23 protein-coding genes are annotated in these 22,343 nt (G+C 48.7%); 10 read left to right on the top strand and 13 right to left on the bottom strand.

Features of this window, described 5'->3' with window-relative positions:
• Nucleotides 1-9: 9 nt before the first annotated feature.
• Both NSQ37_RS07420 and NSQ37_RS07415 read right to left on the bottom strand, forming a co-directional pair.
• Nucleotides 10-1,449, bottom strand: a complete 1,440-nt coding sequence (locus NSQ37_RS07420) for a PTS mannitol transporter subunit IICB (RefSeq protein ID WP_124692592.1) — start codon at nt 1,447-1,449, stop codon at nt 10-12.
• Between the two features lie 175 nt (nt 1,450-1,624).
• Nucleotides 1,625-1,966 carry a hypothetical protein gene (locus NSQ37_RS07415; protein WP_003156306.1) on the bottom strand — a complete coding sequence of 114 codons (342 nt, stop codon included), beginning with the start codon at nt 1,964-1,966 and terminating at the stop codon, nt 1,625-1,627.
• A gap of 176 nt (nt 1,967-2,142) precedes the next feature.
• Between NSQ37_RS07415 and NSQ37_RS07410 the strand changes: the two genes are divergently transcribed.
• Genes NSQ37_RS07410 through NSQ37_RS07400 form a run of 3 tightly spaced genes read left to right on the top strand, consistent with a single transcriptional unit; the run spans nt 2,143 to nt 5,000 of the window.
• On the top strand, nt 2,143-2,715 hold the full coding sequence (locus NSQ37_RS07410; RefSeq protein ID WP_094032075.1) for a DeoR family transcriptional regulator: 573 nt from the start codon (nt 2,143-2,145) through the stop codon (nt 2,713-2,715).
• Between the two features lie 32 nt (nt 2,716-2,747).
• Complete coding sequence (locus NSQ37_RS07405) at nt 2,748-4,376, top strand: copper resistance CopC/CopD family protein (protein ID WP_169510073.1); 1,629 nt, start codon at nt 2,748-2,750, stop codon at nt 4,374-4,376.
• A 12-nt stretch (nt 4,377-4,388) separates the two neighbouring features.
• Nucleotides 4,389-5,000, top strand: a complete 612-nt coding sequence (locus tag NSQ37_RS07400; RefSeq protein WP_012116813.1) for a YcnI family copper-binding membrane protein — start codon at nt 4,389-4,391, stop codon at nt 4,998-5,000.
• Between the two features lie 45 nt (nt 5,001-5,045).
• Here the strand turns inward: NSQ37_RS07400 and gdh are convergent, their stop codons facing one another.
• From gdh to gabT, 4 genes are all read right to left on the bottom strand, one after another.
• A complete protein-coding gene (gdh, locus tag NSQ37_RS07395; RefSeq protein WP_003156315.1) occupies nt 5,046-5,831 on the bottom strand; it encodes a glucose 1-dehydrogenase in 786 nt (261 codons plus the stop codon).
• Between the two features lie 20 nt (nt 5,832-5,851).
• Complete coding sequence (locus NSQ37_RS07390) at nt 5,852-6,715, bottom strand: RhaT/GlcU family sugar-proton symporter (protein WP_003156317.1); 864 nt, start codon at nt 6,713-6,715, stop codon at nt 5,852-5,854.
• A 154-nt stretch (nt 6,716-6,869) separates the two neighbouring features.
• Entirely contained in the window at nt 6,870-8,258 is a 1,389-nt protein-coding gene (gene gabD / locus NSQ37_RS07385) for a succinate-semialdehyde dehydrogenase (RefSeq protein ID WP_007410282.1), read from the bottom strand.
• Nucleotides 8,259-8,363: 105 nt separating this feature from the next.
• Entirely contained in the window at nt 8,364-9,671 is a 1,308-nt protein-coding gene (gene gabT / locus NSQ37_RS07380; protein WP_023356706.1) for a 4-aminobutyrate--2-oxoglutarate transaminase, read from the bottom strand.
• A 107-nt stretch (nt 9,672-9,778) separates the two neighbouring features.
• Here gabT and gabR point away from each other — a divergent pair, with 107 nt between their 5' ends.
• The gene (gene gabR / locus NSQ37_RS07375) at nt 9,779-11,188 is read left to right on the top strand and encodes a MocR-like transcriptional regulator GabR (RefSeq protein WP_341123484.1); all 1,410 of its coding nucleotides are present in this window, start codon (nt 9,779-9,781) and stop codon (nt 11,186-11,188) included.
• 27 nt (nt 11,189-11,215) lie between these two features.
• Here the strand turns inward: gabR and NSQ37_RS07370 are convergent, their stop codons facing one another.
• Entirely contained in the window at nt 11,216-11,530 is a 315-nt protein-coding gene (locus tag NSQ37_RS07370) for an ArsR/SmtB family transcription factor (RefSeq protein WP_043021404.1), read from the bottom strand.
• A 141-nt stretch (nt 11,531-11,671) separates the two neighbouring features.
• Between NSQ37_RS07370 and NSQ37_RS07365 the strand changes: the two genes are divergently transcribed.
• From NSQ37_RS07365 to NSQ37_RS07350, 4 genes are all read left to right on the top strand, one after another.
• The gene (locus NSQ37_RS07365) at nt 11,672-11,959 is read left to right on the top strand and encodes a putative quinol monooxygenase (RefSeq protein ID WP_003156323.1); all 288 of its coding nucleotides are present in this window, start codon (nt 11,672-11,674) and stop codon (nt 11,957-11,959) included.
• A 16-nt stretch (nt 11,960-11,975) separates the two neighbouring features.
• Nucleotides 11,976-12,722 (top strand): oxygen-insensitive NADPH nitroreductase, encoded by a 747-nt coding sequence (gene nfsA, locus NSQ37_RS07360; protein WP_014416908.1) that lies wholly within the window; start codon nt 11,976-11,978, stop codon nt 12,720-12,722.
• 160 nt (nt 12,723-12,882) lie between these two features.
• Nucleotides 12,883-13,758 carry a TetR/AcrR family transcriptional regulator gene (locus NSQ37_RS07355; protein WP_160222848.1) on the top strand — a complete coding sequence of 292 codons (876 nt, stop codon included), beginning with the start codon at nt 12,883-12,885 and terminating at the stop codon, nt 13,756-13,758.
• Between the two features lie 17 nt (nt 13,759-13,775).
• Nucleotides 13,776-15,200: an MDR family MFS transporter gene (locus tag NSQ37_RS07350; protein ID WP_025284231.1), complete on the top strand. Its 1,425-nt coding sequence runs from the start codon at nt 13,776-13,778 to the stop codon at nt 15,198-15,200.
• A 41-nt stretch (nt 15,201-15,241) separates the two neighbouring features.
• Here NSQ37_RS07350 and NSQ37_RS07345 read toward each other — a convergent pair whose 3' ends face one another.
• Genes NSQ37_RS07345 through NSQ37_RS07330 form a run of 4 tightly spaced genes read right to left on the bottom strand, consistent with a single transcriptional unit; the run spans nt 15,242 to nt 18,850 of the window.
• Nucleotides 15,242-16,186 (bottom strand): siderophore ABC transporter substrate-binding protein, encoded by a 945-nt coding sequence (locus tag NSQ37_RS07345; protein ID WP_095352402.1) that lies wholly within the window; start codon nt 16,184-16,186, stop codon nt 15,242-15,244.
• Nucleotides 16,187-16,207: 21 nt separating this feature from the next.
• Nucleotides 16,208-16,966 (bottom strand): iron ABC transporter ATP-binding protein, encoded by a 759-nt coding sequence (locus NSQ37_RS07340; protein WP_003156330.1) that lies wholly within the window; start codon nt 16,964-16,966, stop codon nt 16,208-16,210.
• Nucleotides 16,960-17,907, bottom strand: a complete 948-nt coding sequence (locus NSQ37_RS07335) for an iron chelate uptake ABC transporter family permease subunit (protein WP_007410274.1) — start codon at nt 17,905-17,907, stop codon at nt 16,960-16,962. Before NSQ37_RS07335 ends, NSQ37_RS07340 begins: the two co-directional genes overlap by 7 nt.
• Nucleotides 17,897-18,850: an ABC transporter permease gene (locus NSQ37_RS07330; protein WP_059366593.1), complete on the bottom strand. Its 954-nt coding sequence runs from the start codon at nt 18,848-18,850 to the stop codon at nt 17,897-17,899. Before NSQ37_RS07330 ends, NSQ37_RS07335 begins: the two co-directional genes overlap by 11 nt.
• 413 nt (nt 18,851-19,263) lie before the next feature.
• Here NSQ37_RS07330 and NSQ37_RS07325 point away from each other — a divergent pair, with 413 nt between their 5' ends.
• Both NSQ37_RS07325 and NSQ37_RS07320 read left to right on the top strand, forming a co-directional pair.
• Nucleotides 19,264-20,628 (top strand): aspartate kinase, encoded by a 1,365-nt coding sequence (locus NSQ37_RS07325; protein ID WP_059366589.1) that lies wholly within the window; start codon nt 19,264-19,266, stop codon nt 20,626-20,628.
• A gap of 79 nt (nt 20,629-20,707) precedes the next feature.
• On the top strand, nt 20,708-20,818 hold the full coding sequence (locus tag NSQ37_RS07320) for a YjcZ family sporulation protein (protein ID WP_369719092.1): 111 nt from the start codon (nt 20,708-20,710) through the stop codon (nt 20,816-20,818).
• Nucleotides 20,819-20,966: 148 nt separating this feature from the next.
• Here the strand turns inward: NSQ37_RS07320 and NSQ37_RS07315 are convergent, their stop codons facing one another.
• Together NSQ37_RS07315 and NSQ37_RS07310 are read right to left on the bottom strand one after the other, a co-directional pair.
• Nucleotides 20,967-21,086 (bottom strand): PhrC/PhrF family phosphatase-inhibitory pheromone, encoded by a 120-nt coding sequence (locus NSQ37_RS07315; RefSeq protein ID WP_033575081.1) that lies wholly within the window; start codon nt 21,084-21,086, stop codon nt 20,967-20,969.
• Nucleotides 21,070-22,218 carry a Rap family tetratricopeptide repeat protein gene (locus tag NSQ37_RS07310; RefSeq protein WP_007410270.1) on the bottom strand — a complete coding sequence of 383 codons (1,149 nt, stop codon included), beginning with the start codon at nt 22,216-22,218 and terminating at the stop codon, nt 21,070-21,072. The genes NSQ37_RS07315 and NSQ37_RS07310 overlap by 17 nt, the downstream gene beginning before the upstream one ends.
• Nucleotides 22,219-22,343 lie beyond the last annotated feature (125 nt).

Below are 22,343 nucleotides of genomic sequence, written 5' to 3'. Positions count from 1 at the left end.
TCTGTTTGATTAGTTTTTAAGCTTTTCAATCAGTTCATCGTATTTCGGGCTGTTCAAGAAATTATCAACCGAAATGTGCACCGCCTGCGGCAGCTTCGCTTTCGCGCGGTCAGTCAGGTCCTTATGCGTAATGACGATATCCGCGTCATTCGGCAGATTATTGATCGACGTATTTGTCACATCAATATCCAGGTCTGCTTTTTTCACTTTGTTTCTTAAAATGGAGGCGCCCATAGCGCTCGATCCCATACCCGCGTCACACGCGAAGATAATGCGGCTGACTTGGTCGGCGGAAATATCAGCGGCGCTGTTTTCCGGCTCTTCCTCTTTGTCTGCCAACGCGGCCGCCGCTTCACTTTTCCTGCCTTTCATTTCCTGCATTTTTTCCGCCGCGGCTGTCAAATCTTCTTCGCCCGCTTTAGACGATTTCAGAATAAACGCCGAGACGATAAACGATACGGCCGCGGCAACGATGACGCCCGTCAGCACGCCGAGGTAGCTTCCTTTCGGCGTCAGCGCTAAAATGGCGATGATGCTTCCCGGAGATGATGCGGCGACAAGACCCGCGTTAAAGATCGAGAATGTAAGCAGTCCGCTCGCTCCCCCGGCGATCGCCGCGAGGATCAGCATCGGTTTCATTAAAATGTAAGGGAAATAGATTTCATGAATCCCCCCGAAGAAATGAATGATCGCCGCTCCCGGAGCCGTCGATCTTGAAGAGCCTTTCCCAAAGAACATATATGCCAGTAAAATACCGAGTCCCGGCCCGGGGTTCGCTTCCACTAAGAACAGAATGGATTTACCCGCTTTGGCGGCCTGCTCGATTCCGATCGGACTTAAAATGCCGTGGTTGATCGCGTTATTCAGGAACAGGACTTTCGCCGGTTCTACGAAAACGCTTGCAATCGGCAGCAAATTCGCGTGGACAATGACTTCCACACCCGCCGCCAGCAATTTGTTAAGAGACAGGACGACCGGGCCGATCGCATAAAACGCGATAATCGTCAGCACAGCTCCGATAATTCCCGCCGTGAAGTTGTTGATCAGCATTTCAAAACCCTGTCTGACTTTATCTTTAAACACACGGTCTAATTGTTTAATGAGATAACCGCCCAAAGGCCCCATAATCATTGCCCCTAAGAACATCGGAATGTCCGCTCCGACAATGACTCCGATGGCGGCCGTCGCTCCGACGACTCCCCCGCGGTGATCGTAAATCATTTTTCCGCCCGTATATGCGATTAAAAGCGGCAGTAGATACGTAATCATCGGGCTTACCAATGTATTCAGCTGCGGATTCGGAAACCATCCCGCTGGAATAAACAGCGCGGTGATAATTCCCCATGCGATAAATGCGCCGATATTCGGCATGATCATACCGCTTAAATAACTGCCGAACCGCTGTATCTTCACTTTCATGCCAGCTTGCTGTTCTTGCTGCATGTTCATTCCCTCCCTGTTTGCTTGCCTTCAGATGAAAATAAATAAGACACGGGGTTTCTCTCTCCCCTGTGTCTTCATCATAAAACGCTTACAATCCCCATTCAATGAAAAGTAAAGAGGAGTTTGGCACGGAGACTGTGACAACTCCTTAACAAAAAAAAGACACCTCATCAAAGGTGTCTTACCGCTTTCTGTATATAATGTGTCCTTTTGTGACGACGAGTTTGGCAATGAGCCGCTCACTGACAATAAACACCGGATACGCACATACGAGCGCGAAAATGGCGGCCGGCACATACCGCGCTGCCGGAAACATCGGCATGACGGCGGTTCTGGCCATCTGCACAAGATAAATCAAAAGCACCGTAATCGCAATGGCCGCAGCCATAATCGGAGCTGATACTTTATATTCACGCAATTTCACATGGCAATGCCCGCACTGAAACTGGCACGGGATCATGGATGATCTGACCATGTCGCCTGTAATCGGCTTGCCGCAGTTCGGGCAGGTCGTTTCTTTCATGTTTATTCCTCCATTCAACTCTTCTATTATAACAGAGTCTGACTACGTCTTTTACATTTGTGATTGTTCAACATTTTTTCACATATTTTATCATCAGGCTCTTGTGTGCATTTGTGAAAACATCTACTCTTAGAGGGAGGTTCATCACTCATTCGCATAAAAAGGAGGATGAAGAATTGCTTCCGATTCACAGACAGCAAACCTTGCTTGAATGGCTGAAAGAAGAGGGCGCGCTGAAAATCTCTGACATAAGCGAGAGATTCGGCGTCTCCGAGATGACCGTGTACAGAGACGTCAATCAGCTGGCGGATGCAAACCGGATTATCCGGACACCCGGCGGCATTACGCTCCCTCCCGATTCAGAACGAAGCGCCAATCAATGCGGCTATTGCCTGCGGCCGATTCAGCATTCGTATTCTGTTCAGCTTATTACCGTTTCACAAGCCGTTGAGCAGATGTGCTGCATTCATTGCGCGATTTTGCGGTATGAGGATAAAAAGGAAGAAGTGTCCCACGTCATTTGTAAAGATTTTCTTCTCCAGACGACGCTGACGGCCGCTTCCGCATACTTTTTAGTCCATGCCGATATTGACCTTCACTGCTGCCGGCCTCAGGCGATTCCCTTCTCAACGCTTGATTACGCAGAACGGTTTCAAAAAGGATTCGGCGGGGTCATTTGCACCTTTGACGAGGCGGCGGACATCATCTTACACGACAGGCAGAAGGGATGCACCTGCAGCAAGACATAACAACAACCAACCGGAAGGCGGTGTCATCATCCATGAGACAGAACAAACGCTGGCTCATCTTTTTGCTGTTCCTTGTTTTGATTCCGAAAACAAGCTTCGCCCACGCCTACATCACAAACTCAAATCCGGGTGAGAACAGCGAATTAAAACAAGCGCCGAAGCAGATTGAAATTGAGTTTAATGAACAGATTGAAGAAGGCTTCCACTCCATTAAGGTCTATAATTCATCCGGCGAACGGGTTGACGCGGGCAAAACGGTGATTCAAAAAAATGATGCCCGCATCATGACCGCGGCATTGAAAAAAAATCTGCCGCATGATATTTACAGAGCGGAATGGAACGCGGTATCGGCCGACGGACATCCGGTATCCGGCGTCATCCCTTTCAGTGTCGGAAAAGCCGGCGGAGAACTTCAGGAGCAGACATCATCGCAAGCGGCGCTTCATCCCGAAGCGGCCATCGACCGCGGTATTTTGTACACCGCTCTCTCCCTGTTTATCGGCACGGCTTTTTTCCATCTGTTTTGGTACAGAAATAATAAAGATTCATCAAAAGCAAAACGAACTGTAAAGCTGCTCGTGATTTCTTTATGTGTAACGGGGCTCGCGCTTATCTGCCAGCTCCCGATCCAGACGAAAGAAAACGCGGGCGGCGCTTGGAGCGCCGCGTTCCAGCCGGACTATGTAAAAGAAACGCTTCTGAAAACGGCAGGCGGGTACGTCTGGATGATCCAGATCAGCTTATTTATCCTGCTCGCCCTGTCCATGATCCCGCTGTTGAAGAAGAAAGCATTCCGGTCATTTGCGTACTGGACGGCGCCGCTGTTGTTCTTCTTCGCTTCGCTTTTGGCAAAAGCATTCGCCGGGCATGCGGCGGTTATCGACGAAAAAGCGGTCGGCATCGCGATGGACTTTCTCCATTTATCGGCCGCGTCTGTATGGATGGGCGGTATCGCCGCGCTTGTGCTGCTGCTTTCATCAGAGTGGAGAAAACCCGATAAAACCATCGCTTGGGAAACGGTCAGACGGTTTTCTCCTTGGGCGTTCGCCTCTGTCGGTGTGCTGTTATTTTCAGGTGTGCTGAACGGATTTTTCATTATCCGCACGTTTGATTCACTCTTTCACACCGCTTACGGTAAGACGCTCCTTTTGAAAATCGGACTGTTTGTCATCATGCTTGTGCTCGGCGCCGTTCACGTATGGATAACGAAGTTCAGCAGAAAAAGGAGCATCAGCGCAACGATAAAGGCCGAATGGGCACTAGGCATTGCGGTGTTATTTACAACCGCCGTCTTCACAAGCCTGCCCAGCCCGCCGCCGCCTGCGCCATTGCCTTTTAACGGTTCAGAAACGATCGGAAACGGGGAAACCCTGTCCTTGCACATTACGCCGAACCAGCCGGGTAAAAATGAATTTCAAGTCATTGTCACCGATCACAACGGCAGCTTGGTAAAAGACATTCAGCAATTTACGGTCACTGTTTACCAGACGGGCTTCAGCGGCAAACAGCATGAAAGCACCTTTGATTTGAAGAAGACGAAGGAAGGCACATTCGAAGCCGCCAACCTGTCCATCACCGAAAAGGGAAACTGGAAGATCAAAGTCCACGGGCTGACAAACGATTTTAATGAAATCAACCAAATATTCTCAACGACAAACTAAGGAGTGTATCTCATGTTGAAAAAAAAGGCTTTATTATTCATATCCGCCGTGACCCTGTCACTCGTCGGTTTTACGGCGGCAGCAAGCGCCCACGTCTCAGTCAAACCCGCGGAATCCGCGGCCGGTTCTTGGGAAACGTACACGATGAAAGTGCCTGTGGAAAAGAATGAGCCGACAACGAAAGTCGTGCTGAAAATGCCCGCCGGCGTTGAATTTCAGCAATATCAGCCGATTCCGGGCTGGAAAACATCCGTATCCAAACATGATGACAAAGCGGTCTCCGTCACTTGGGAAGCAAAGGACGGCGGCATCCAGCCCGGCCAATTCCAGCAGTTCACGTTCGTTGCGAAAAATCCTGAAAAGAGCGGAGATGCCGCTTGGGACGCTTACCAATATTACAAAGACGGCAGCATTGTAGAATGGACGGGTGATGAGAAAGCCGACACGCCTCACTCGATTACGAAAATCACGAAATCGGCCAGCGTGACGGATGCGCACGGAGCTGAACAGTCAAACGAAGAAAGCAAATCCGGCGTATCAGCGCTTGATATTGCAGCCATCGTTCTGTCAGCTGCGGCGATTATCCTTTCCATCGCGGCGCTTGTAAAGAAAAAACGCGCGTAAGCAAAAAGCGATCCGGCTCTAAAGAGCCTGCGATCGCTTTTTTTCTTATCCGCGGCCTGCCTGGAATGACGGATATTTGGTCATTCCCCCGTCAGCAAACAGCGTAATGCCGGTTACGTAGCTTGATTCCTTTGAAGCAAGCCAGACGGCGACAGCCGCGATTTCTTCCGGCTCACCGATATATCCCATCGGAATCATGCTTTCCACATCTTTTTTCTGAACGGGATCCGCAAATTTTTCCGCGTTGATCGGCGTATTGATGGCTCCCGGCCCGATGTTGTTGACACGGATGCGCTTCGGCGCGTACTCAAGCGCCAGCGTTTCCGTCATCAATTTGATGCCGCCTTTACTCGCCGCGTAGTGAACAAACAGAGGCCATGGAATCATTTCATGTACGCTTGACATGTTAATGACGTTTCCTTGAATATCATTCTCTACGTAATATTTAATGGCTTCGCGGCTTCCTAAGAAAGCGCCGGTCAGATTGGTATTGATGACTTTGTTCCAGTCTTTAAGCGGCATTTCATGTGACTGAACCGGATTTTCCATGCCGGCGTTATTGATCATGACATCCAATGTCCCGAATTCCTTCACCGCGGTCTGCACGATGTTTTTGACATCTTCTTCTTTTGTGACGTCTCCTTGAACGATGACCGCTTCGCCTCCCGCTTTTTGAATCTCTTCTTTAACGGTTTGGGCGTCTTTTTCATTACTATAGTAGTTAACCACGACTTTCGCCTGCTCCTGTCCGAAGCGGATCGCCATCGCTTTTCCTAATCCTGATGAAGCTCCCGTAATGGCAACGACTTTTCCTTTTAAATCCGTGTACATGTTCAAACCTCCTGCATTTGTTATGAATTTGATTTCGCAACGCCTAAGAATACCGCGGCCACAATGATCAGGATAATCCCGATGGCAATGGCGACCAGCTGACGCTTCGTTTTGCTCTCACGGAGAATGAAGATTCCGCCGAGCGTGCTGATGACGATCCCCATTTGAGAGAGGGAAAAACTTGTCGCAACTCCAACGCGCGGCTGTGAGATGAACAGAAACATATTCCCGAGCGCCCAGATGATTCCCGGCAGAATGTTCTTGAGGGCGTACTTATTAAACGGTTTATGCTTGTACGTCAGGAGCAGTCCGCCGATGACCATCCCGATCGCCTGCGGCAGGAGCGCTGACCATCCGGATACGCCGAACAGCCGGGCCACAACGACATAGACCAAATAACCGAGCGTGGAGATCAGCAGGATGACAATGCCTTTTTTTAAGTTTCCCGGTTCTCCGTCCGCCCGCCCCTTTTTATCTTCTAAAGATGTGAGCACAATCCCGATGATGATAAAAATAAGGGCGAGAATACCCAGCGTAATCGCGATCGGGGTTGACCATTCTTTGAATACGATCACACCGAACAAAGAAGTCGAGACGAGCTGCATTCCCGTAGATATCGGCATCGTTTTTGAAACGCCCATCAGCTGTATGCTTTTAAGCTGATTGCTTTGGCCGAGCGACCAAAACAGCCCCGAGATGATGCCGACAATAAAAATGCGGCCAGAAAGCACCGGGTGGACAAACAGATACAACACAAACGAAACGATGAGCGCCCCGATTGTCGTTCCCAGCGTCTGGCTGTAAGGCCCGCCGCCTAATTTGACGTTAAATAACACGATGCTCCCCCAAAATAAAGCCGGGAGAAGAGCCAGTAATATATCCATGATGGCGACCTTCTTTCAATCGTATTTGCTGTTATTTTGTCTGGAATCGAACCGATTATTCCCGCAAGATCAAAAAAGCCTGCCGGCGATATTCACCGGCAGACTGCTCAATAAAAACAGCCCCGCTTAGAAGCGGGGCTTTCTTTTCGGCTCATTAAAGTCCGATAGACATGTATTTGGTTTCCAGGTACGGCTCAATGCCTTCCGTACCGCCTTCACGGCCGATGCCGCTTTCTTTCATTCCTCCGAACGGCGCTTGAACCGCGGACGGACCGCCGTCATTCCAGCCGATGATGCCGTATTCAAGCTGTTCAGAAATATAGATGCCGCGGCGGTAGTTTTCTGTGAAGAAATAAGCCGCAAGCCCGAACGGCGTATCGTTCGCAAGCTTGATCGCTTCATCAATATCTGAGAACGTAACGATCGGCGCAACCGGGCCGAATGTTTCTTCATGCATGATGTTCATGGATGTATCTACATTTGACAGCACGGTCGGTGTCACGAAATAGCATCCTTTTTCATCGTTTTGGTCATACGTTCCGCCCGTGAGCACTTTTGCGCCTTTTTCCACGGCGTCATTAATTTGGCCGACGATTTTATCGAAGCCTTTTTTGTTGATGACAGGGCCGACGTTTACGCCTTTTTCAAGACCGTTTCCGACTTTGAGTTTCGCAGCTTCTTCACTCAGTTTTTTCGCAAACTCGTCTTTTACGGATTCGTGTACGATCAGCCGGTTCGCACAGACGCAGGTTTGGCCGGCATTTCTGAATTTAGAGGCCATTGTTTGGGCTACTGCCAGATCAAGATCAGCGTCTTCATCCACGATCAGCGGCGCATGTCCGCCAAGCTCCATTGACATATGTTTTACGGTGTCGGCGCTGTTTTTCATCAGGATTTTGCCGACAGGCGTTGAGCCGGTAAAGGTAATTTTGCGGATTTTCGGGCTGCTGGTGAAGACGTTTCCGATTTCGGCTCCGTCACCGATTACCACTTGCAGCACGTCCTTCGGAATTCCCGCTTCATATGCGAGACGCGCAAGGGCGTAAGCGGAAAGCGGCGTATCCTCCGCCGGTTTGATGATGAACGTACAGCCTGCCGCCAAAGCGGGCGCGGCTTTTCTTGTAATCATCGCATTCGGGAAATTCCACGGCGTGATCGCGGCTACCGGGCCGACCGCCTGACGGGTGACGACAATCCGTTTGCCCGTTGTCGGCGCAGGTACTGTTCTGCCGTAAATCCGTTTTGCTTCTTCGGCGAACCATTCAATATAGCCGGCGCCGTATAAAACTTCTCCGACCGCTTCTTCGTACGGTTTGCCGTTTTCTTTCGTAATTAATTCCGCAAGTTCTTCTTTATTTTCAACAATCAGCTCATACCATTTTCTCAAAAGTGAGGCACGTTCTCCCGCTGATGTTTTGGACCATGATTGAAACGCTTGATGTGAACGTTCAATCGCTTTTTCAACATCTTCGGCCGTCTGCTGGGGGATGCTTTCGATCGCCTCTCCCGTTGCCGGGTTGTACACTGTTAATTGTTCTGGCATATTGAACATTCCTTTCTCTGCTATAGTAAAGCCATTGAATGCTGGTTGATGTATCTTACACTTTCATGATAGCAGACACATCCGCCGGCATTCCAATAATTGAACTCACAGAGCTGCTTCGATAATGGAAAGGCCTTCTTTGAGCTGCTCATCCGTCACGACAAGCGGCGTCAGGAATCTGATAATGTTGCCGTTAATGCCGGCCGTCAGCAGCAGCAGTCCGTTCTCGTTCGCCGTTTTGGCGATCGCCGCGGCTTTTGCTTTGTCCGGTTCCCGCGTGTCCGGATCTTTGACAATTTCGATGGCCGCCATCGCGCCGAGTCTGCGCACTTCTCCGATACAGGCATGCTCTTTTTTCCACTCGAGCGCTTGATGCTCGATGATCCGGCCGATCTCCTCGGAACGCTGATTCAGCCCTTCTTCTTCAATAATATCCAAGACCGCAAGCGCAGCCGCACAGCCGAGCGGGCTTCCCGCATATGTGCCCCCGAGTTCCCCCGGCGCGGCGGCATCAAGCATTTCCGCCCGGCCGATGACGCCGCTCAGCGGCAATCCGGCCGCAAGTGATTTGGATACGGTGATCAAATCCGGAACGGCTCCGAAATGCTCAATCGCAAAATACGTTCCCGTTCTGGCAAAACCGGTCTGAATCTCATCCGCTACAAAAACAATGCCGTGTTTTTGACAAAAAGCGGCGACGTGCTGGACGAAACGTTTTGACGGAATGATGAAGCCGCCTTCTCCCTGAACCGGCTCCATGACGACACAGGCGACGGTTTCCGGTGCAACTGCGGCGATAAAGAAATCCTCAAAAGCGCTGATGATAAAGTCGTCATACTGCTCGTCGCTCATGCCGGCCGGCTTTTGATAATAGTAAGGAAACGGCGCCTGATACACCTCTGAGGCAAACGGGCCGAAACCGAATTTATAAGGCTTCACCTTGCTCGTCATGCTCATCGTCATGTTCGTGCGGCCGTGGAACCCTCTTGTAAATGACACGACAGCCTGGCGCTTCGTATATTTTCTGGCGATTTTCACGGCGTTTTCCACCGCTTCCGCCCCCGAATTGAGAAAAATCGCTTTTTTCGCATGATCTCCCGGCGCAAGGGCGCAAAGTTTTTCGGCCAGCTCAATATAAGACGGATACATCATGACGTTAAATCCCGGGTGAATCAGATCCTCCGCCTGTTTCTTCACGGCCTCCACCACTTTCGGATGGGAATGGCCGACATTCAGCGTTCCGATCGCTCCGGCAAAATCAATGAATCGTCTGCCGTCCAAATCGTACAAAAGCGCCCCTTCCCCTTTTACCGCCATGCTGCGGTTTCCGTTGCCGACCCCCTTGGAAACGAATTGATCCCGTTTTTGCTGCCACTGGGCAGTTGTCACTTCCGATGATGCTGTTCGACTCATAGATTCCATCCCCCTGCATTGTTTTCTTATCATTCTGACTTCTTTTTGGTATGATGAAAAGTACCAAAATCAATTTATCCATGGTATCAGAAAGGGGCAGAGTCTGGATGCTGACGATTTCCATTGACCATTCGGAAACGGCGGATTATATCTATCAGCAGATCTATCAGCACATAAAAGCGGCCGTTTTGAAGCGCAGCCTGATGCCTCATACAAAGGTGCCGTCTAAACGGGAGCTTGCCGAGACACTCAAGGTCAGCGTGAATTCAGTGAATTCAGCTTATCAGCAGCTGCTTTCAGAAGGTTATTTATATGCAGTCGAAAGAAAAGGTTTTTTCGTGGAGGAAATTGATACGGTTTATCATGAAGAAACGCCTTCGCTCTCATTGCCTGATAATTTGAAAGAGCGGGAGACGGATAAAAGCGGCTGGATTTCGTTTTCTCATATGAGCGTGGATACGGCGCATTTCCCCCTGAAAAGCTGGTTCCGCTGTGAGCAGAAAGCAGCCGCCCGTTCATTTCATACACTCGGAGAACTCGTCCATCCGCAAGGTTTATATGAAGTCCGTGAAACAATTTCGCGGCTTATTTCCCTGACAAGGGGCGTTACATGCCGCCCGGAACAAATCGTGCTCGGAGCGGGCACGCAATTGCTGGTGCAGCTGCTGACGGAACTGCTGCCAAAAGACGCGCTCTACGCCATGGAGAACCCGGGATATATGAGGATGTACCGGCTGCTGCAAAACCTCGGGAAAAAGACGGCGACGATCAGCCTTGATGAAAAAGGCATGTCCATGAACGAAATCGAAAAACGCCGGCCCTCTGTATTGATCACCACGCCTTCCCATCAATTCCCCGCAGGCGTGATCATGCCGGCTTCCCGGCGGATTCAGCTTTTAAACTGGGCCGCCGAACAGAACGGCCGCTTCATCATTGAAGATGATTATGACAGTGAATTTAAATATGACGCCGATACGATACCGGCGCTTCAAAGCCTTGACCGGTTTCAAAATGTCATCTACATGGGGACCTTTTCAAAATCCCTTTTCCCAGGTCTGCGCATCAGCTATATGGTTCTGCCGCCCGGGCTTTTGCGGACGTTCAAAGAGAGAACGTATGACCTGCATACGTGCAGCACGCTTGCCCAGCTCGCGCTGAAAGAATTTATCGAATCCGGTGAATATCAGAAACATATTAAAAAGATGAAGCAGCATTATAAGAACATGCGGGAACGCCTCATTTCGGCTTTGGAAGAAACATTCGGAGAAAGAATCAGTGTAAAGGGCGCCAATGCGGGACTTCATTTTGTCACTGAGTTTGACTGCGCCCGTTCAGAAAAAGAGATATTGGCACGGGCGGATGCAGAACAGCTCGATCTGTTTGCGATGAGCCGGTTCCGTCTGAAAGCGGGAGGCGATTCAAACAAACCGCAGCTCATTCTGGGGTTCGCCCGCCTGAAGGAGAGCGATATTCAAGAAGGCGTCCACAGGCTTTACCGGGCGGTTTTCGGCGCATAAAAAAACCCCCGGAATTCGGGGACTTATTTACCAGCGGTCCGGTTCTGTCTGCAAAATCGCCTCCAGCAGGCCGGGAAACGCCTCATGTAAATCATCTTTGCGCAGGGAATAATAACGGTGCTTCCCGTCTATGCGCACTTGGGCGACCCCCGCTTCCCGCAGCACTTTGAAGTGATGGGACAGCGTTGATTTAGCGACCCGGACATCAGCGCAGGTTCCGCACGTTTTTTCTGTTGTTTCCGCCAATTGTTTGACCAGCTCTAAGCGGAGCGGATCACTCAGAGCATGAAGAACCTTTGTCAGCTGTAAGCGTTCGGTTTCAGGATGGTTTGGAATGTTCATGAGTCAAATGTAACACAGATCATCGGCGGGTGACAATTTAGGCGGTGAGGGTTTTTCCTTTACCATTCGCAGCGAAACATGTTACAGTTAGTTCGATAATATTCGAACTATAACAAATTAACCCAATCAGGAGGAATAACCATGATCGTCTTACAGGCTTACATGAAAGTAAAAGCGGATAAACGCGAGGAATTTTTAGGAGAAGCGCAATCACTTGTTCAGCATTCACGCGCAGAAGAAGGAAATGTGCAATACGACCTTTTCGAAAAAGTCGGTGAGGAAAATACATTCGTCATGCTTGAACAATGGAAAGATGAAGAAGCGATGAAATTCCACAACGCAACTGACCATTTCCAAGGATTCGTGGCAAAAGCAAAAGAAGTGCTGAGTGCGCCGCTTGACGTCGTCCGCACAGAACTGTCAGAGTAACGAAAGGATGAATGACATGAACGAAGTCCTTCAATTATTAACAGACCACCGTTCCATCCGCAGCTACACAGATGAACCCGTATCGGATGAACAGCTGGACCTTATCATCCAAGCCGCTCAGGCAGCGCCCACTTCCATTAACGGCCAGCAATTTACCGTTATTGCGGTGAAAGATAAGGAGCGGAAGAAAAAAATATCCGAATTGGCTGGCGGCCAGCCGTGGATTGACCAAGCGCCGGTTTTCCTTTTATTCTGCGCTGATTTTAACCGCGCCAAAATTGCGCTTGAAGAATATAATGATACACCGCTTGAGATCACGAACGGTTTAGAGTCCGTTCTAGTCGGAGCCGTAGATGTCGGGATTGCGCTGGGTACGGCAACGGCTGCGGCTGAATCAATGGGACTCGGCACTGTGCCGATCGGCGCCGTGCGCGGCAAGCCGGACGAACTCATTGAATTGCTGAAACTTCCGAAATACGTTTTCCCGGTTTCCGGTCTCGTCATCGGCCATCCGGCAGACCGCTCCGCGAAAAAACCGCGTCTGCCGCAAGCAGCCGTTCTGCATCATGAAACGTATCAAGAAGAAGATGTAAGAACACATATCGAGGCCTATGACAAGCAGATGTCCGAATACATGAAAAAACGCACCGACGGACAGGAAACGAGAAACTGGTCACAAGGCATCACCTCCTACTATAAGCAGCTTTATTATCCTCACATTCGTGAAATGCTTGAAAAACAAGGGTTTAAGACGGATAAATAAGCGGATCAGCCTGCCGGAACACTCCGGCAGGTTTTTTCTGTTCCTCAAACAAAAGCGTTGACACTATGTAAAAATTTTTGTTAATATTTTCATCATATACTCATTGGTTTTCTGTGAACCGATGGGTTTTCTATTGTGACGAAAGAAGGAATCTGGGCTTATGAATGATAAGAAAACGGATATTCTGCTGGCGGCAAGGAAGCTTTTTTCCGGGAAAAGCTTTTCGTCGGTTTCGATGCAGGCGATCGCAGAGGAGTGCAAAGTCTCCAAAGCATCTTTATATAAGCTGTTTGAATCAAAGGAAGACCTGCTGTTGGAGCTGCTCGACTTTAACCAGAAACAGATGGTAGCCGCCGCTTCATTATTGAATGAAGAAACAAGCCTCTCCCCTGAGGAACGGTTTGCCAAAAAACTGATGGCTGAGCTTGAAGGCTTCAGGCGCAATCAGCAGTTTTTTAATATGCTGATGTACGGAAGCCCCTCTTCCATTAATGAGCGGGTAAAACGGCATATTCACAGGGCCCGCTCCACCTTTATCTGCTGGCATCGCGATTCACTGATTCAGACGTACGGCGAAGACATTATTCCTTATGTATGGGAGCTGGTGATCGTCCTGCAAGGGCTCCTGAGAGAATGCATCACGCTGATTAAGCTGGAAAAAGAACCGCTCGCCCTGGAGCCGCTCACGGAGTTTATCATCCGCCACCTCAATCTCATCGTCGAAAACAGGACAACCGAAACCGCTTTGCCTCAGGAGATGATTGACCTTTATATCGTCTCCGCTTCCTCATTTGAGCCGAAAGACAAAACCGTATTGCTGGCTGAAAGCCTGAAGGAACTGAAAGAAGCCGTCTCAGCCCTTCCGGAGGAAAAATATGACGCCGCAGGACTCGCTTCCGCGGCGGCTATGCTGGAGAAAGAATCAGCGGACAAACAGCCGCGGGATTTTCTCATCAAAGCGCTCATCGGTTATTTGGAGCAGGCCGGACCGCTGCACCAGCCGCTTGCAGCCGTTAAAACATTGCTCAAACTATAAAGAAAGAAGGAATCAGCTTGAATAAGAGTATTAAAACTGCACCATACAACCGCTCTGTCATTGTCGGGATTCTTTTGGCGGGAGCGTTCGTCGCCATTTTGAACCAGACACTGCTTATCACGGCGCTGCCGCACATTATGAATGACTTCAATATAGACGCCAACAAAGCGCAATGGCTGACAACATCGTTTATGCTGACGAACGGGATTTTGATTCCGATTACCGCGTTTTTAATAGAGAAATTCACAAGCCGCACCCTCTTGATTTCCGCCATGAGTATTTTCACGGCGGGCACCATTGTCGGCGCATTCGCACCGAACTTTCCGGTGCTCTTGACGGCCCGGATTATCCAGGCGGCCGGTGCCGGAATTATGCTGCCGCTCATGCAGACGGTATTTCTCACGATTTTCCCGATGGAAAAGCGCGGCCGCGCCATGGGTATGGTCGGCTTAGTTATTTCGTTCGCGCCGGCGATCGGCCCGACGCTTTCCGGATGGGCGGTCGAAGCATTCTCTTGGCGGTCTTTGTTTTATATCATCTTCCCGATCGCAGTCATCGATTTGCTTTTAGCGATTATTCTGATGAAAAACGTCACGACATTACGAGAAACACAGATTGATATTTTATCCGTGGTCTTATCGACCCTCGGATTCGGCGGTCTGCTTTACGGCTTCTCAAGCGCCGGTTCATCAGGGTGGACCAGTGCTGAAGTGCTGACTTCGCTGCTTGTCGGAGCGGTCGCGCTGATTTTCTTTATCGCAAGACAGATGAAGCTCAAAAAACCGATGCTGGAATTCCGCGTGTTTTCTTTCGGGATTTTCAGCCTGACCACCCTGCTCGGAACGCTTGTTTTCGCGCTGCTGATCGGAACGGAAACCATTCTCCCGCTTTACACGCAAAAAGTCCGGGGCGTATCCGCGTTTGATACCGGATTAATGCTTTTGCCGGGCGCGATTGTGATGGGGATGATGTCTCCGTTTATCGGCCGGGTGTTTGACAAAATCGGCGGAAAGGGCCTTGCGATGACCGGATTCTTCATCATCCTGCTCACGTCCCTGCCGTTTATGAATCTGACGGACTCGACGTCTCTCATTTGGATTGTCGTCGTTTATACCGCGCGGCTTTTGGGAACAGCCATGATTATGATGCCGGTGACGACAGCGGGAATCAACGCCCTGCCGCGCCACTTAATTCCGCACGGCACAGCCATGAACAATACCGTCCGCCAAGTCGGCGGTTCTATCGGTACGGCGCTGCTAGTTTCCGTGATGAGCAGCCAGGCCGCGCACGCAAATGCGACAACTCCGGCAAACGCCGCCCTGCACGGCATGAATGCGGCATTTGTCGTAGCCGCCTGCATCGCGCTGGCCGGCTTCCTCCTATCTTTTATATTGAAGAAAAAACCGCGTCAGCCCGAGCAGCAGCAGGCCGTTACGCGGTAAACCAAAAAGAACCCGATCACGTATGTGACCGGGTTCTTTTTTTACTTCTCGATTCCGTCTTTTACTTCTTTCACCATTTGCGCCATGGATTCCAGGCCGCCTCCTGATAAATACCATGTAGCTGAATCAAGGTAGACAACATGGTTGTTTTTCACGGCTTTCACCGATTTTACATAATCATTTTCAACCACTTGTTTTGTTGAAGATTTTGTGCCGATCGCTGTTCCGCGGTCAACGACAAACATGTAATCAGGGTTTGTTTTGGCGATATATTCATAGGAAATGCTTTGTCCGTGCAATGAGGCTTCGATGTTTTTGTCAGCCGGTTTGACGCCGAACACATCATGAATGAAGCCGTATCTTGATTTAGATCCGAACGCGCTGATTTTGCCGTCGTTCGCCATCACCACTAACCCGTTTTTATCCGTGCTGCTTGTCTTTTTCTTCAGATCCGCAATGGATTTGTCAATTTTCGCAAGCTTATCTTTCACTTCATTTTCTTTGTTAAAGATTTTGCCGATCACTTCGGTGTTGTGCTTGAATCTGTCAACGTAGTTTGTATAGTCATCATCAAGATAAATCGTCGGAGCGATTTTTGAGAACTCTTTAAAAGAATCAGATTGTCTGTGGGCGATAATGATTAAATCCGGATCAATATCCGCGACTTTTTCAAAATCCGGTTCTTTTAAACCGCCTGTATTGGCGTATTTATCACTTTTATATGAAGATAAGTATTTTGGAAGGTTTTGTTTCGGAAGTCCCGCCACATGATCCTGTAAACCGAGTTCATCCATCGTGTCCAGCATTCCGAAGTTGAATACGACGACTTTTTTCGGATTCTTCGGCACTTTGACGCCTTCTTTGTTCAGGTCATCTTTGATTGTGATTGTTTCTTTTGATTTGCCTGATGTTTTGTCCCCGTTTCCGCATGCAGAAACAACAAAAATCGTAACGAGTGCAATGATTAGCAATGCGAATTTTTTCATGACTTTCACCTCATCTGGTTTTTAAGAAAAGTACACACCGATCCGCTGACTGTCAATCTCTTGAATCGGGATGGTCATATCATAAATATCTTCAAGCACGGAGGTTTCAATGATCTCCTCCGCCGGCCCTTCTTTGACGATCCGGCCGTTTTTCAGTGCGACGATATGGTCTGAATATACGGATGCGAAGTTGATATCGTGAATCACTACGACGACCGTTTTTCCGAAGTCTTCCACAAGCCGCTTCAACAGCTTCATCATTTCAACGGAATGCTTCATATCTAAATTGTTCAGCGGCTCATCGAGAAAAATATAGTCCGTATCCTGAGCGATGATCATCGCGATAAACGCCCTCTGGCACTGGCCTCCGCTGAGCTGATCGAGATATTTATCCTTTAAGTCATCCAGCTTCATATAACTGAGTGCCTGGTTGATATGCACCCAATCTTCATCCGTCAGTTTCCCCTGGGAATACGGAAATCTGCCGAAGCTGACCAGGTCTTTAATCGTCAGCCTGATATTGATTTGGTTCGTCTGCTTCAGGATGCTGATTTTTTTTGCCAGATCGTTGCTTTTGCAGGCCCCGATCTCTTGCCCGTCGACCGTAATTTCCCCGGAATCCGTCTTAATCAGCCGGCTCATGATAGACAGCAGCGTGCTTTTTCCCGCGCCGTTCGGACCGATAAATGAGGTGAGCCTGCCCTTTTGAATGGATAGAGACGTTTTCTCAAGGACGGTTTTCCCTCCGTATTGTTTGCTTACATTTTTGACCTCTACCATGATTTATTCTCCTTTAACAGCAGATAGATAAAATAAATCCCGCCGGCAAAATTAATGATGACGCTCAGCGTCGTGGAAAACGTGAACACTTTCTCCACGACGAACTGGCCCCCGACGAGCGCGACGATGCTGATCAGGACAGAACCCGCGATTAAATACGTGTGCCTGTAGGTTTTTAAAAACTCTCTCGCCAGATTGACGACAAGCAGTCCTAAAAACATAATCGGCCCGACAAGAGCCGTAGAGACAGACACAAGAATGGCAACGACAATGAGCATCTGTTTCACAAGCTTATCGTAATCAATCCCCAGGTTGACGGCGTGCTCCCTGCCGAGCGACAGCACGTCAAAAAACCGCGTGAACCGCCAGACATAAATGCCCGTCAGAAGAAAGACAGCACCGGCAAACCCTAAAAGATCGGTATTGATATTGTTAAAACTGGCAAACATTTTGTCCTGAACAACCTGGAACTCATTCGGATCAATCAGCATCTGCATAAAGGATGACAGACTGTTGAACAGCGTGCCGAACACGACGCCGACAAGCAGAAGGAAAAACACGTTCCGCCCCTCGCCTTTAAACATGAGCTGATACAAAACGAGTGACAAGAGCACCATCAGCCCGACGGAGATGACGAAATTAAGATTTTTGTTCATCATGACGATATTCATTGAACCGAACAGGAACACGATGACGGTCTGAATGAGCATATACAGGGAATCGAGGCCTAAAATGCCCGGTGTCAGTATGCGGTTATTTGTAATCGTCTGGAAGATGACCGTTGAAAACGCGATCGCTCCTCCGGTGAGCATCATGGCAAGCACTTTGAAGCATCGTCTCGGCAGGGAGTATTCCCAATTGCCCAGTCCGTAGAACAGGAAGAATCCGATACATATCATGGCGAGCGCCGCCAGCAGCGTAATTTTTTTATTATGACTCATATGCTTTTCTCCTTAACAGCATATACAGGAAGATGCCGCTGCCGATAACACCGACCATCAGGCCGATGGAAATTTCGTACGGGAAGATGATCACCCTTCCCAAAATGTCGCAAAACAGCACAAAAACAGCGCCCAGCAGAGCGGTGTGAGGCAGGCTGCTCCTCAGGTTGTCCCCTTTGTAAATCGACACCATATTGGGAATGATCAAACCGAGAAACGGCAGCATCCCGACGGTCAGGATCACCAGTGAAGCGATGAGCGACACGATAATCAGACCGATATTGACGACGCGTTTGTATTTCAGGCCGAGATTGACGGAAAAGCTCTCTCCCATTCCCGCCACCGTAAATTTATCCGCATACACATAAGCGATGATCAAAAGCGGGATACTCAGATATAAAAGCTCATACCGGCCTTTGACGACCAGTGAGAAATCTCCCTGCAGCCAAGACGACAGGTTTTGGATCAGGTCATATTTATATGCGATAAACGTGGCGATTGAGCTGACGATGTTCCCAAGCATTAAACCGACGAGAGGAATAAAAATCGCATCATTGAACTTGATTCTCTCGAGGATTTTCATGAAAAGGAAATTTCCCGCCAACGCGAAAACGAAAGCGATAGACATTTTCACAAGCGGACTCGCTGACGTAAAAAGCATTAATGAAATCAAGATTCCGAGCCTTGCCCAATCCATCGTTCCCGCAGTCGTCGGCGATACAAATTTATTCCGGCTGATCTGCTGCATGATTAATCCGCAGATGCTCAGGCTCATGCCGGCGATGATAATGCTCACCAAACGCGGCAGCCGGCTGTCAAACAATGTACCCGCCTGTTCTTTATTTAAATGAAAAATATCCAGCGGCGACAAATCTTCTACACCGATAAATATAGAAGTACACGCCAAAACCGCCAGTAGCAAAAGTAAGTAACGTAGCTTCATGCTGCCTCCCTGCACCCATCACAAACGGTATGACTGATTGCCAAACAACTCCCATATATCCCACTCGTAATGATTATCATTATCAACGACAATTATAATCTTATCATCTTTCCAAGCGCAGTCAATACAGTTTTGCTTTCAAAAGCGGTCATCCGCGGGCCGTACACTAAATTGTCTTACAATCAGTCTATCAAGAATTTGCAGGATTTTCTATAACCTACATTTGGCTGCTTATCATTTTTTGCACATGATGACACGCTTGAGGGAAACAAATCTGACAAACAGCGGCAAAATTCCTCCACGAAAATACAAATGTTCTTCCCACGTAGAAAAAATCCTTGATTTACATGTTTGAAAGAGAGATAATAAAAATTAAATTTGTGAGAAAATTTAAATATTAGGGGATGTAAATCATGAAAGTTGTAAAATTCGGAGGCAGCTCTCTTGCGTCAGGAGCCCAGCTTGAGAAAGTGTTTCAAATCGTGACGGCTGATCCCGCGCGGAAAGCCGTCGTCGTATCGGCACCGGGAAAACGCTTCTCGGACGATACAAAGGTGACGGATCTGTTAATCCGCTGTGCGGAGCATTATTTGCAAAAAGGTGCAGCGCCCGAGCTTGCCGAAACGGTCATTGAACGGTACGCCGCCATCGCGCGTGAGCTGAACCTGGATTTCTCTATTATAGAAAGAATCCGCAGTGACCTATTCGCTCTTTTAAACAGCTGTAAAACCAATCCCGAACAATATATGGATGCGGTGAAGGCGAGCGGCGAGGACAACAACGCGAAGCTGATCGCAGCCTACTTCCGACGGCAGGGCGTGAAAGCGGAATACGTAAGTCCGAAAGAAGCGGGGCTGTTTGTGACGAATGAACCCGGAAGCGCGCAGGTGCTCCCTGAGTCTTATGGTCATTTGTACCGTCTGAGAAACCGTGAAGGCTTGATCATTTTTCCGGGATTTTTCGGTTACACGAAGGAGCATGAGATTGTGACGTTTTCCCGGAGCGGTTCTGATATTACCGGCTCCATCCTCGCCAGCGGCTTAAAAGCCGACCTGTACGAAAACTTTACTGATGTGGACGCCGTCTATTCCGTCAACCCGTCAATCGTGCGGCATCCGAAAGAAATTAACGAACTGACGTATCGGGAAATGCGTGAGCTCTCCTATGCCGGATTTTCCGTTTTTCATGATGAAGCGCTGATTCCCGCATTTCGGGCCGGCATCCCCGTTCAGATTAAGAATACGAATAATCCGGATGCGAAAGGAACACGCGTCGTCAGCAGCCGTGACAATACGAACGGGCCAGTCATCGGCATCGCAAGCGACACGGGCTTTTGCAGCATTTACATAAGCAAATATTTAATGAACCGGGAAATCGGTTTCGGCCGCAAAGCCCTTCACATTTTGGAGGAAGAAGGATTGACGTATGAACACGTTCCATCCGGCATTGACGACATCACGATCATCCTTCGGCACAATCAGATGGACTCAGAACTGGAACACAGGCTCGTCACCCGTCTGAAGCAGGAACTTCAAGCAGATGAAGTCACAGTCAGGCACAATCTGGCGCTGATTATGGTCGTCGGGGAAGCGATGCGCCATAATGTCGGCACAACCGCCAGGGCATCCAAAGCACTGTCGGAAGCCGGCGTCAACATCGAGATGATCAATCAAGGGTCATCGGAAGTCAGCATGATGTTCGGAGTGAAAGAAGAACAGGAAAGACACGCGGTGCGGGCACTGTATGACGAATTTTTCGCCGGAGTCTTACTCTCATAGGACACCGCCTCTTTTTTCTCTTGTCCACTAATATCCCTTACAAAGCAGCTTCTTTTACATATTGTATGGTATAGACAATATGGAGGTGAAGCTCATGTCAGGATATTCTGGAATCAGCTCTTTCGCTTTGATCGTTGTTTTATTTATCCTGTTGGTTATTGTAGGTACTGCCTATGTTGGCGGCTTCTAAGCATCACTCCGTCTATATGAGGACGCTGCGGGTTTTGACCTGCGGCGTTTTCTTTTGTTTTCCGCCGCTGTCCGAGTCCGGCCGCGCAAAAAAAGACTGCCGGGAACATTCCCATGCAGTCTTTTCCTTTATTCAGGCTATTTTCTTCTCACGTCATTCCTCTTTCAGCTACATGGAAGTCAGCCTGATCTGTCTGGCCTGCACCTGTCACTGTAAAAATCGCGGCGGCTGCTAAACAAATAACAAACCATTTAGATTTCAATTTCATACAAACCCTCACTCCTTTGTATTTGTTTCCTTGCCTCTTCGACTTTCAGAAAATAGTCAGAAGAAATTTTAAAGCAATTTTGTTCATAGTAATATTTAGCTGCTTCTAGTGCTAAATCCTCTATATCGGCGTATAAATTTTTATCTTCCAGGTAACGGAAACACGCACTGATTGTTTCCTCATCCGGTTTCGCCTGATACAGAGCCTGCAGCCATTCGAATTTTACCGTGTAAACGGGATCGTCTGTTTCTTTAGCATATTCATATCCCCGCTTGTGATATTCCGACGCTTTTTCTTTTTTTCCGAGTTTAAAGTAAATGAGTGTGATTAGAAAATATGCTTGAGGAAGAGAATTGACGATTCTTTGTGATTCAAATGTATCGACCGCCCGTTCAAAGTATGGAATCGCTTCGCCGATGCGGTCCTGATTGTAGTAGCACAGTCCGAGGTTATACAGCGCCCTCCCGACAAGCTGCGCTTTTTGTTCTTTTTCGGCCATTTGCAGAGCGTGCTGAAAATGTTTGGCCGCCTGTTCAAAGCGCCTTTCATCCATTAAATTGACGCCGAATACAAAATGGCATTGAATGATCCGGACGTTATATGTGTCCTGCTCTACGTAAATTTCATAAGCGTTTTTTATATGTATCAAAGAAAAATACGTTTGTTTCATATGATAATAAGCTTCGGCCACTTTAAAATAAAACTCCGCCCGTTCCACGTGGTCCGATACGAAGGCCAGTTTTTTCTCAGCTTGTTTATAATATGTAATCGCTGAGATAAATTCTCTTTTATCAAATTCAAACATGCCTTTGAAAAAGTTGACGTAATAATCGAGAAGCCCTTTGAGGCCGGCCTGGCTGTTATCAATGTTATCAAGAATTTCCGACAGGGTCGGCTGGTCTTCTATCTTCAGTTTTTCCAGCGGCTCCAAGTAGTCCAGCATCAGCTGATGGCGAAATTCCATGAGGGAATAATAAAGCACTAAGTTCGAATCAGGCTCCATATGGTCAAGCTCTTGTTTGATCTCGGCCTTCAAGATCTCCGCATCCGGCACGCTGAATGTTCTGATGTATCGATACCACTCGTTAATTTTCTGCCCGACTGCTGAAGAAGGAATTAACCCGCTCTTCATTCCTTCACCCTCCCCATCCAAGACCTGTTTACCAGTTATTTTATCACGTTTCCGTCTCTTTCCATCCCGAAAAACACGCAAACTTTGTTTCGGCAGAGCGCAATTTTCCGAGTGGAGATAAAACA

The sequence above is a fragment of the Bacillus sp. FSL P4-0334 genome (genome assembly GCF_038004825.1).
GTDB lineage: Bacteria > Bacillota > Bacilli > Bacillales > Bacillaceae > Bacillus > Bacillus velezensis.
The sequence above is the reverse complement of the archived record's forward strand: the minus strand, read 5'-3'. Positions and strand labels throughout refer to the sequence as shown.

Excerpts from the sequence above, each read along its gene's own strand:
- NSQ37_RS07365 (WP_003156323.1), top strand. The coding sequence starts at position 11,672 with ATGATCGTCTTACAGGCTTACATGAAAGTAAAAGCGGATAAACGCGAG.
- NSQ37_RS07420 (WP_124692592.1), bottom strand. The coding sequence starts at position 1,449 with ATGAACATGCAGCAAGAACAGCAAGCTGGCATGAAAGTGAAGATACAG.
- NSQ37_RS07340 (WP_003156330.1), bottom strand. The coding sequence starts at position 16,966 with ATGGTAGAGGTCAAAAATGTAAGCAAACAATACGGAGGGAAAACCGTC.
- NSQ37_RS07415 (WP_003156306.1), bottom strand. The coding sequence starts at position 1,966 with ATGAAAGAAACGACCTGCCCGAACTGCGGCAAGCCGATTACAGGCGAC.
- NSQ37_RS07370 (WP_043021404.1), bottom strand. The coding sequence starts at position 11,530 with ATGAACATTCCAAACCATCCTGAAACCGAACGCTTACAGCTGACAAAG.
- nfsA (WP_014416908.1), top strand. The coding sequence starts at position 11,976 with ATGAACGAAGTCCTTCAATTATTAACAGACCACCGTTCCATCCGCAGC.
- NSQ37_RS07325 (WP_059366589.1), top strand. The coding sequence starts at position 19,264 with ATGAAAGTTGTAAAATTCGGAGGCAGCTCTCTTGCGTCAGGAGCCCAG.
- NSQ37_RS07405 (WP_169510073.1), top strand. The coding sequence starts at position 2,748 with ATGAGACAGAACAAACGCTGGCTCATCTTTTTGCTGTTCCTTGTTTTG.
- NSQ37_RS07330 (WP_059366593.1), bottom strand. The coding sequence starts at position 18,850 with ATGAAGCTACGTTACTTACTTTTGCTACTGGCGGTTTTGGCGTGTACT.
- NSQ37_RS07400 (WP_012116813.1), top strand. The coding sequence starts at position 4,389 with ATGTTGAAAAAAAAGGCTTTATTATTCATATCCGCCGTGACCCTGTCA.
- gdh (WP_003156315.1), bottom strand. The coding sequence starts at position 5,831 with ATGTACACGGATTTAAAAGGAAAAGTCGTTGCCATTACGGGAGCTTCA.
- gabR (WP_341123484.1), top strand. The coding sequence starts at position 9,779 with ATGCTGACGATTTCCATTGACCATTCGGAAACGGCGGATTATATCTAT.
- NSQ37_RS07315 (WP_033575081.1), bottom strand. The coding sequence starts at position 21,086 with ATGAAATTGAAATCTAAATGGTTTGTTATTTGTTTAGCAGCCGCCGCG.
- NSQ37_RS07390 (WP_003156317.1), bottom strand. The coding sequence starts at position 6,715 with ATGGATATATTACTGGCTCTTCTCCCGGCTTTATTTTGGGGGAGCATC.
- gabT (WP_023356706.1), bottom strand. The coding sequence starts at position 9,671 with ATGAGTCGAACAGCATCATCGGAAGTGACAACTGCCCAGTGGCAGCAA.
- NSQ37_RS07335 (WP_007410274.1), bottom strand. The coding sequence starts at position 17,907 with ATGAGTCATAATAAAAAAATTACGCTGCTGGCGGCGCTCGCCATGATA.
- NSQ37_RS07310 (WP_007410270.1), bottom strand. The coding sequence starts at position 22,218 with ATGAAGAGCGGGTTAATTCCTTCTTCAGCAGTCGGGCAGAAAATTAAC.
- gabD (WP_007410282.1), bottom strand. The coding sequence starts at position 8,258 with ATGCCAGAACAATTAACAGTGTACAACCCGGCAACGGGAGAGGCGATC.
- NSQ37_RS07355 (WP_160222848.1), top strand. The coding sequence starts at position 12,883 with ATGAATGATAAGAAAACGGATATTCTGCTGGCGGCAAGGAAGCTTTTT.
- NSQ37_RS07320 (WP_369719092.1), top strand. The coding sequence starts at position 20,708 with ATGGAGGTGAAGCTCATGTCAGGATATTCTGGAATCAGCTCTTTCGCT.
- NSQ37_RS07345 (WP_095352402.1), bottom strand. The coding sequence starts at position 16,186 with ATGAAAAAATTCGCATTGCTAATCATTGCACTCGTTACGATTTTTGTT.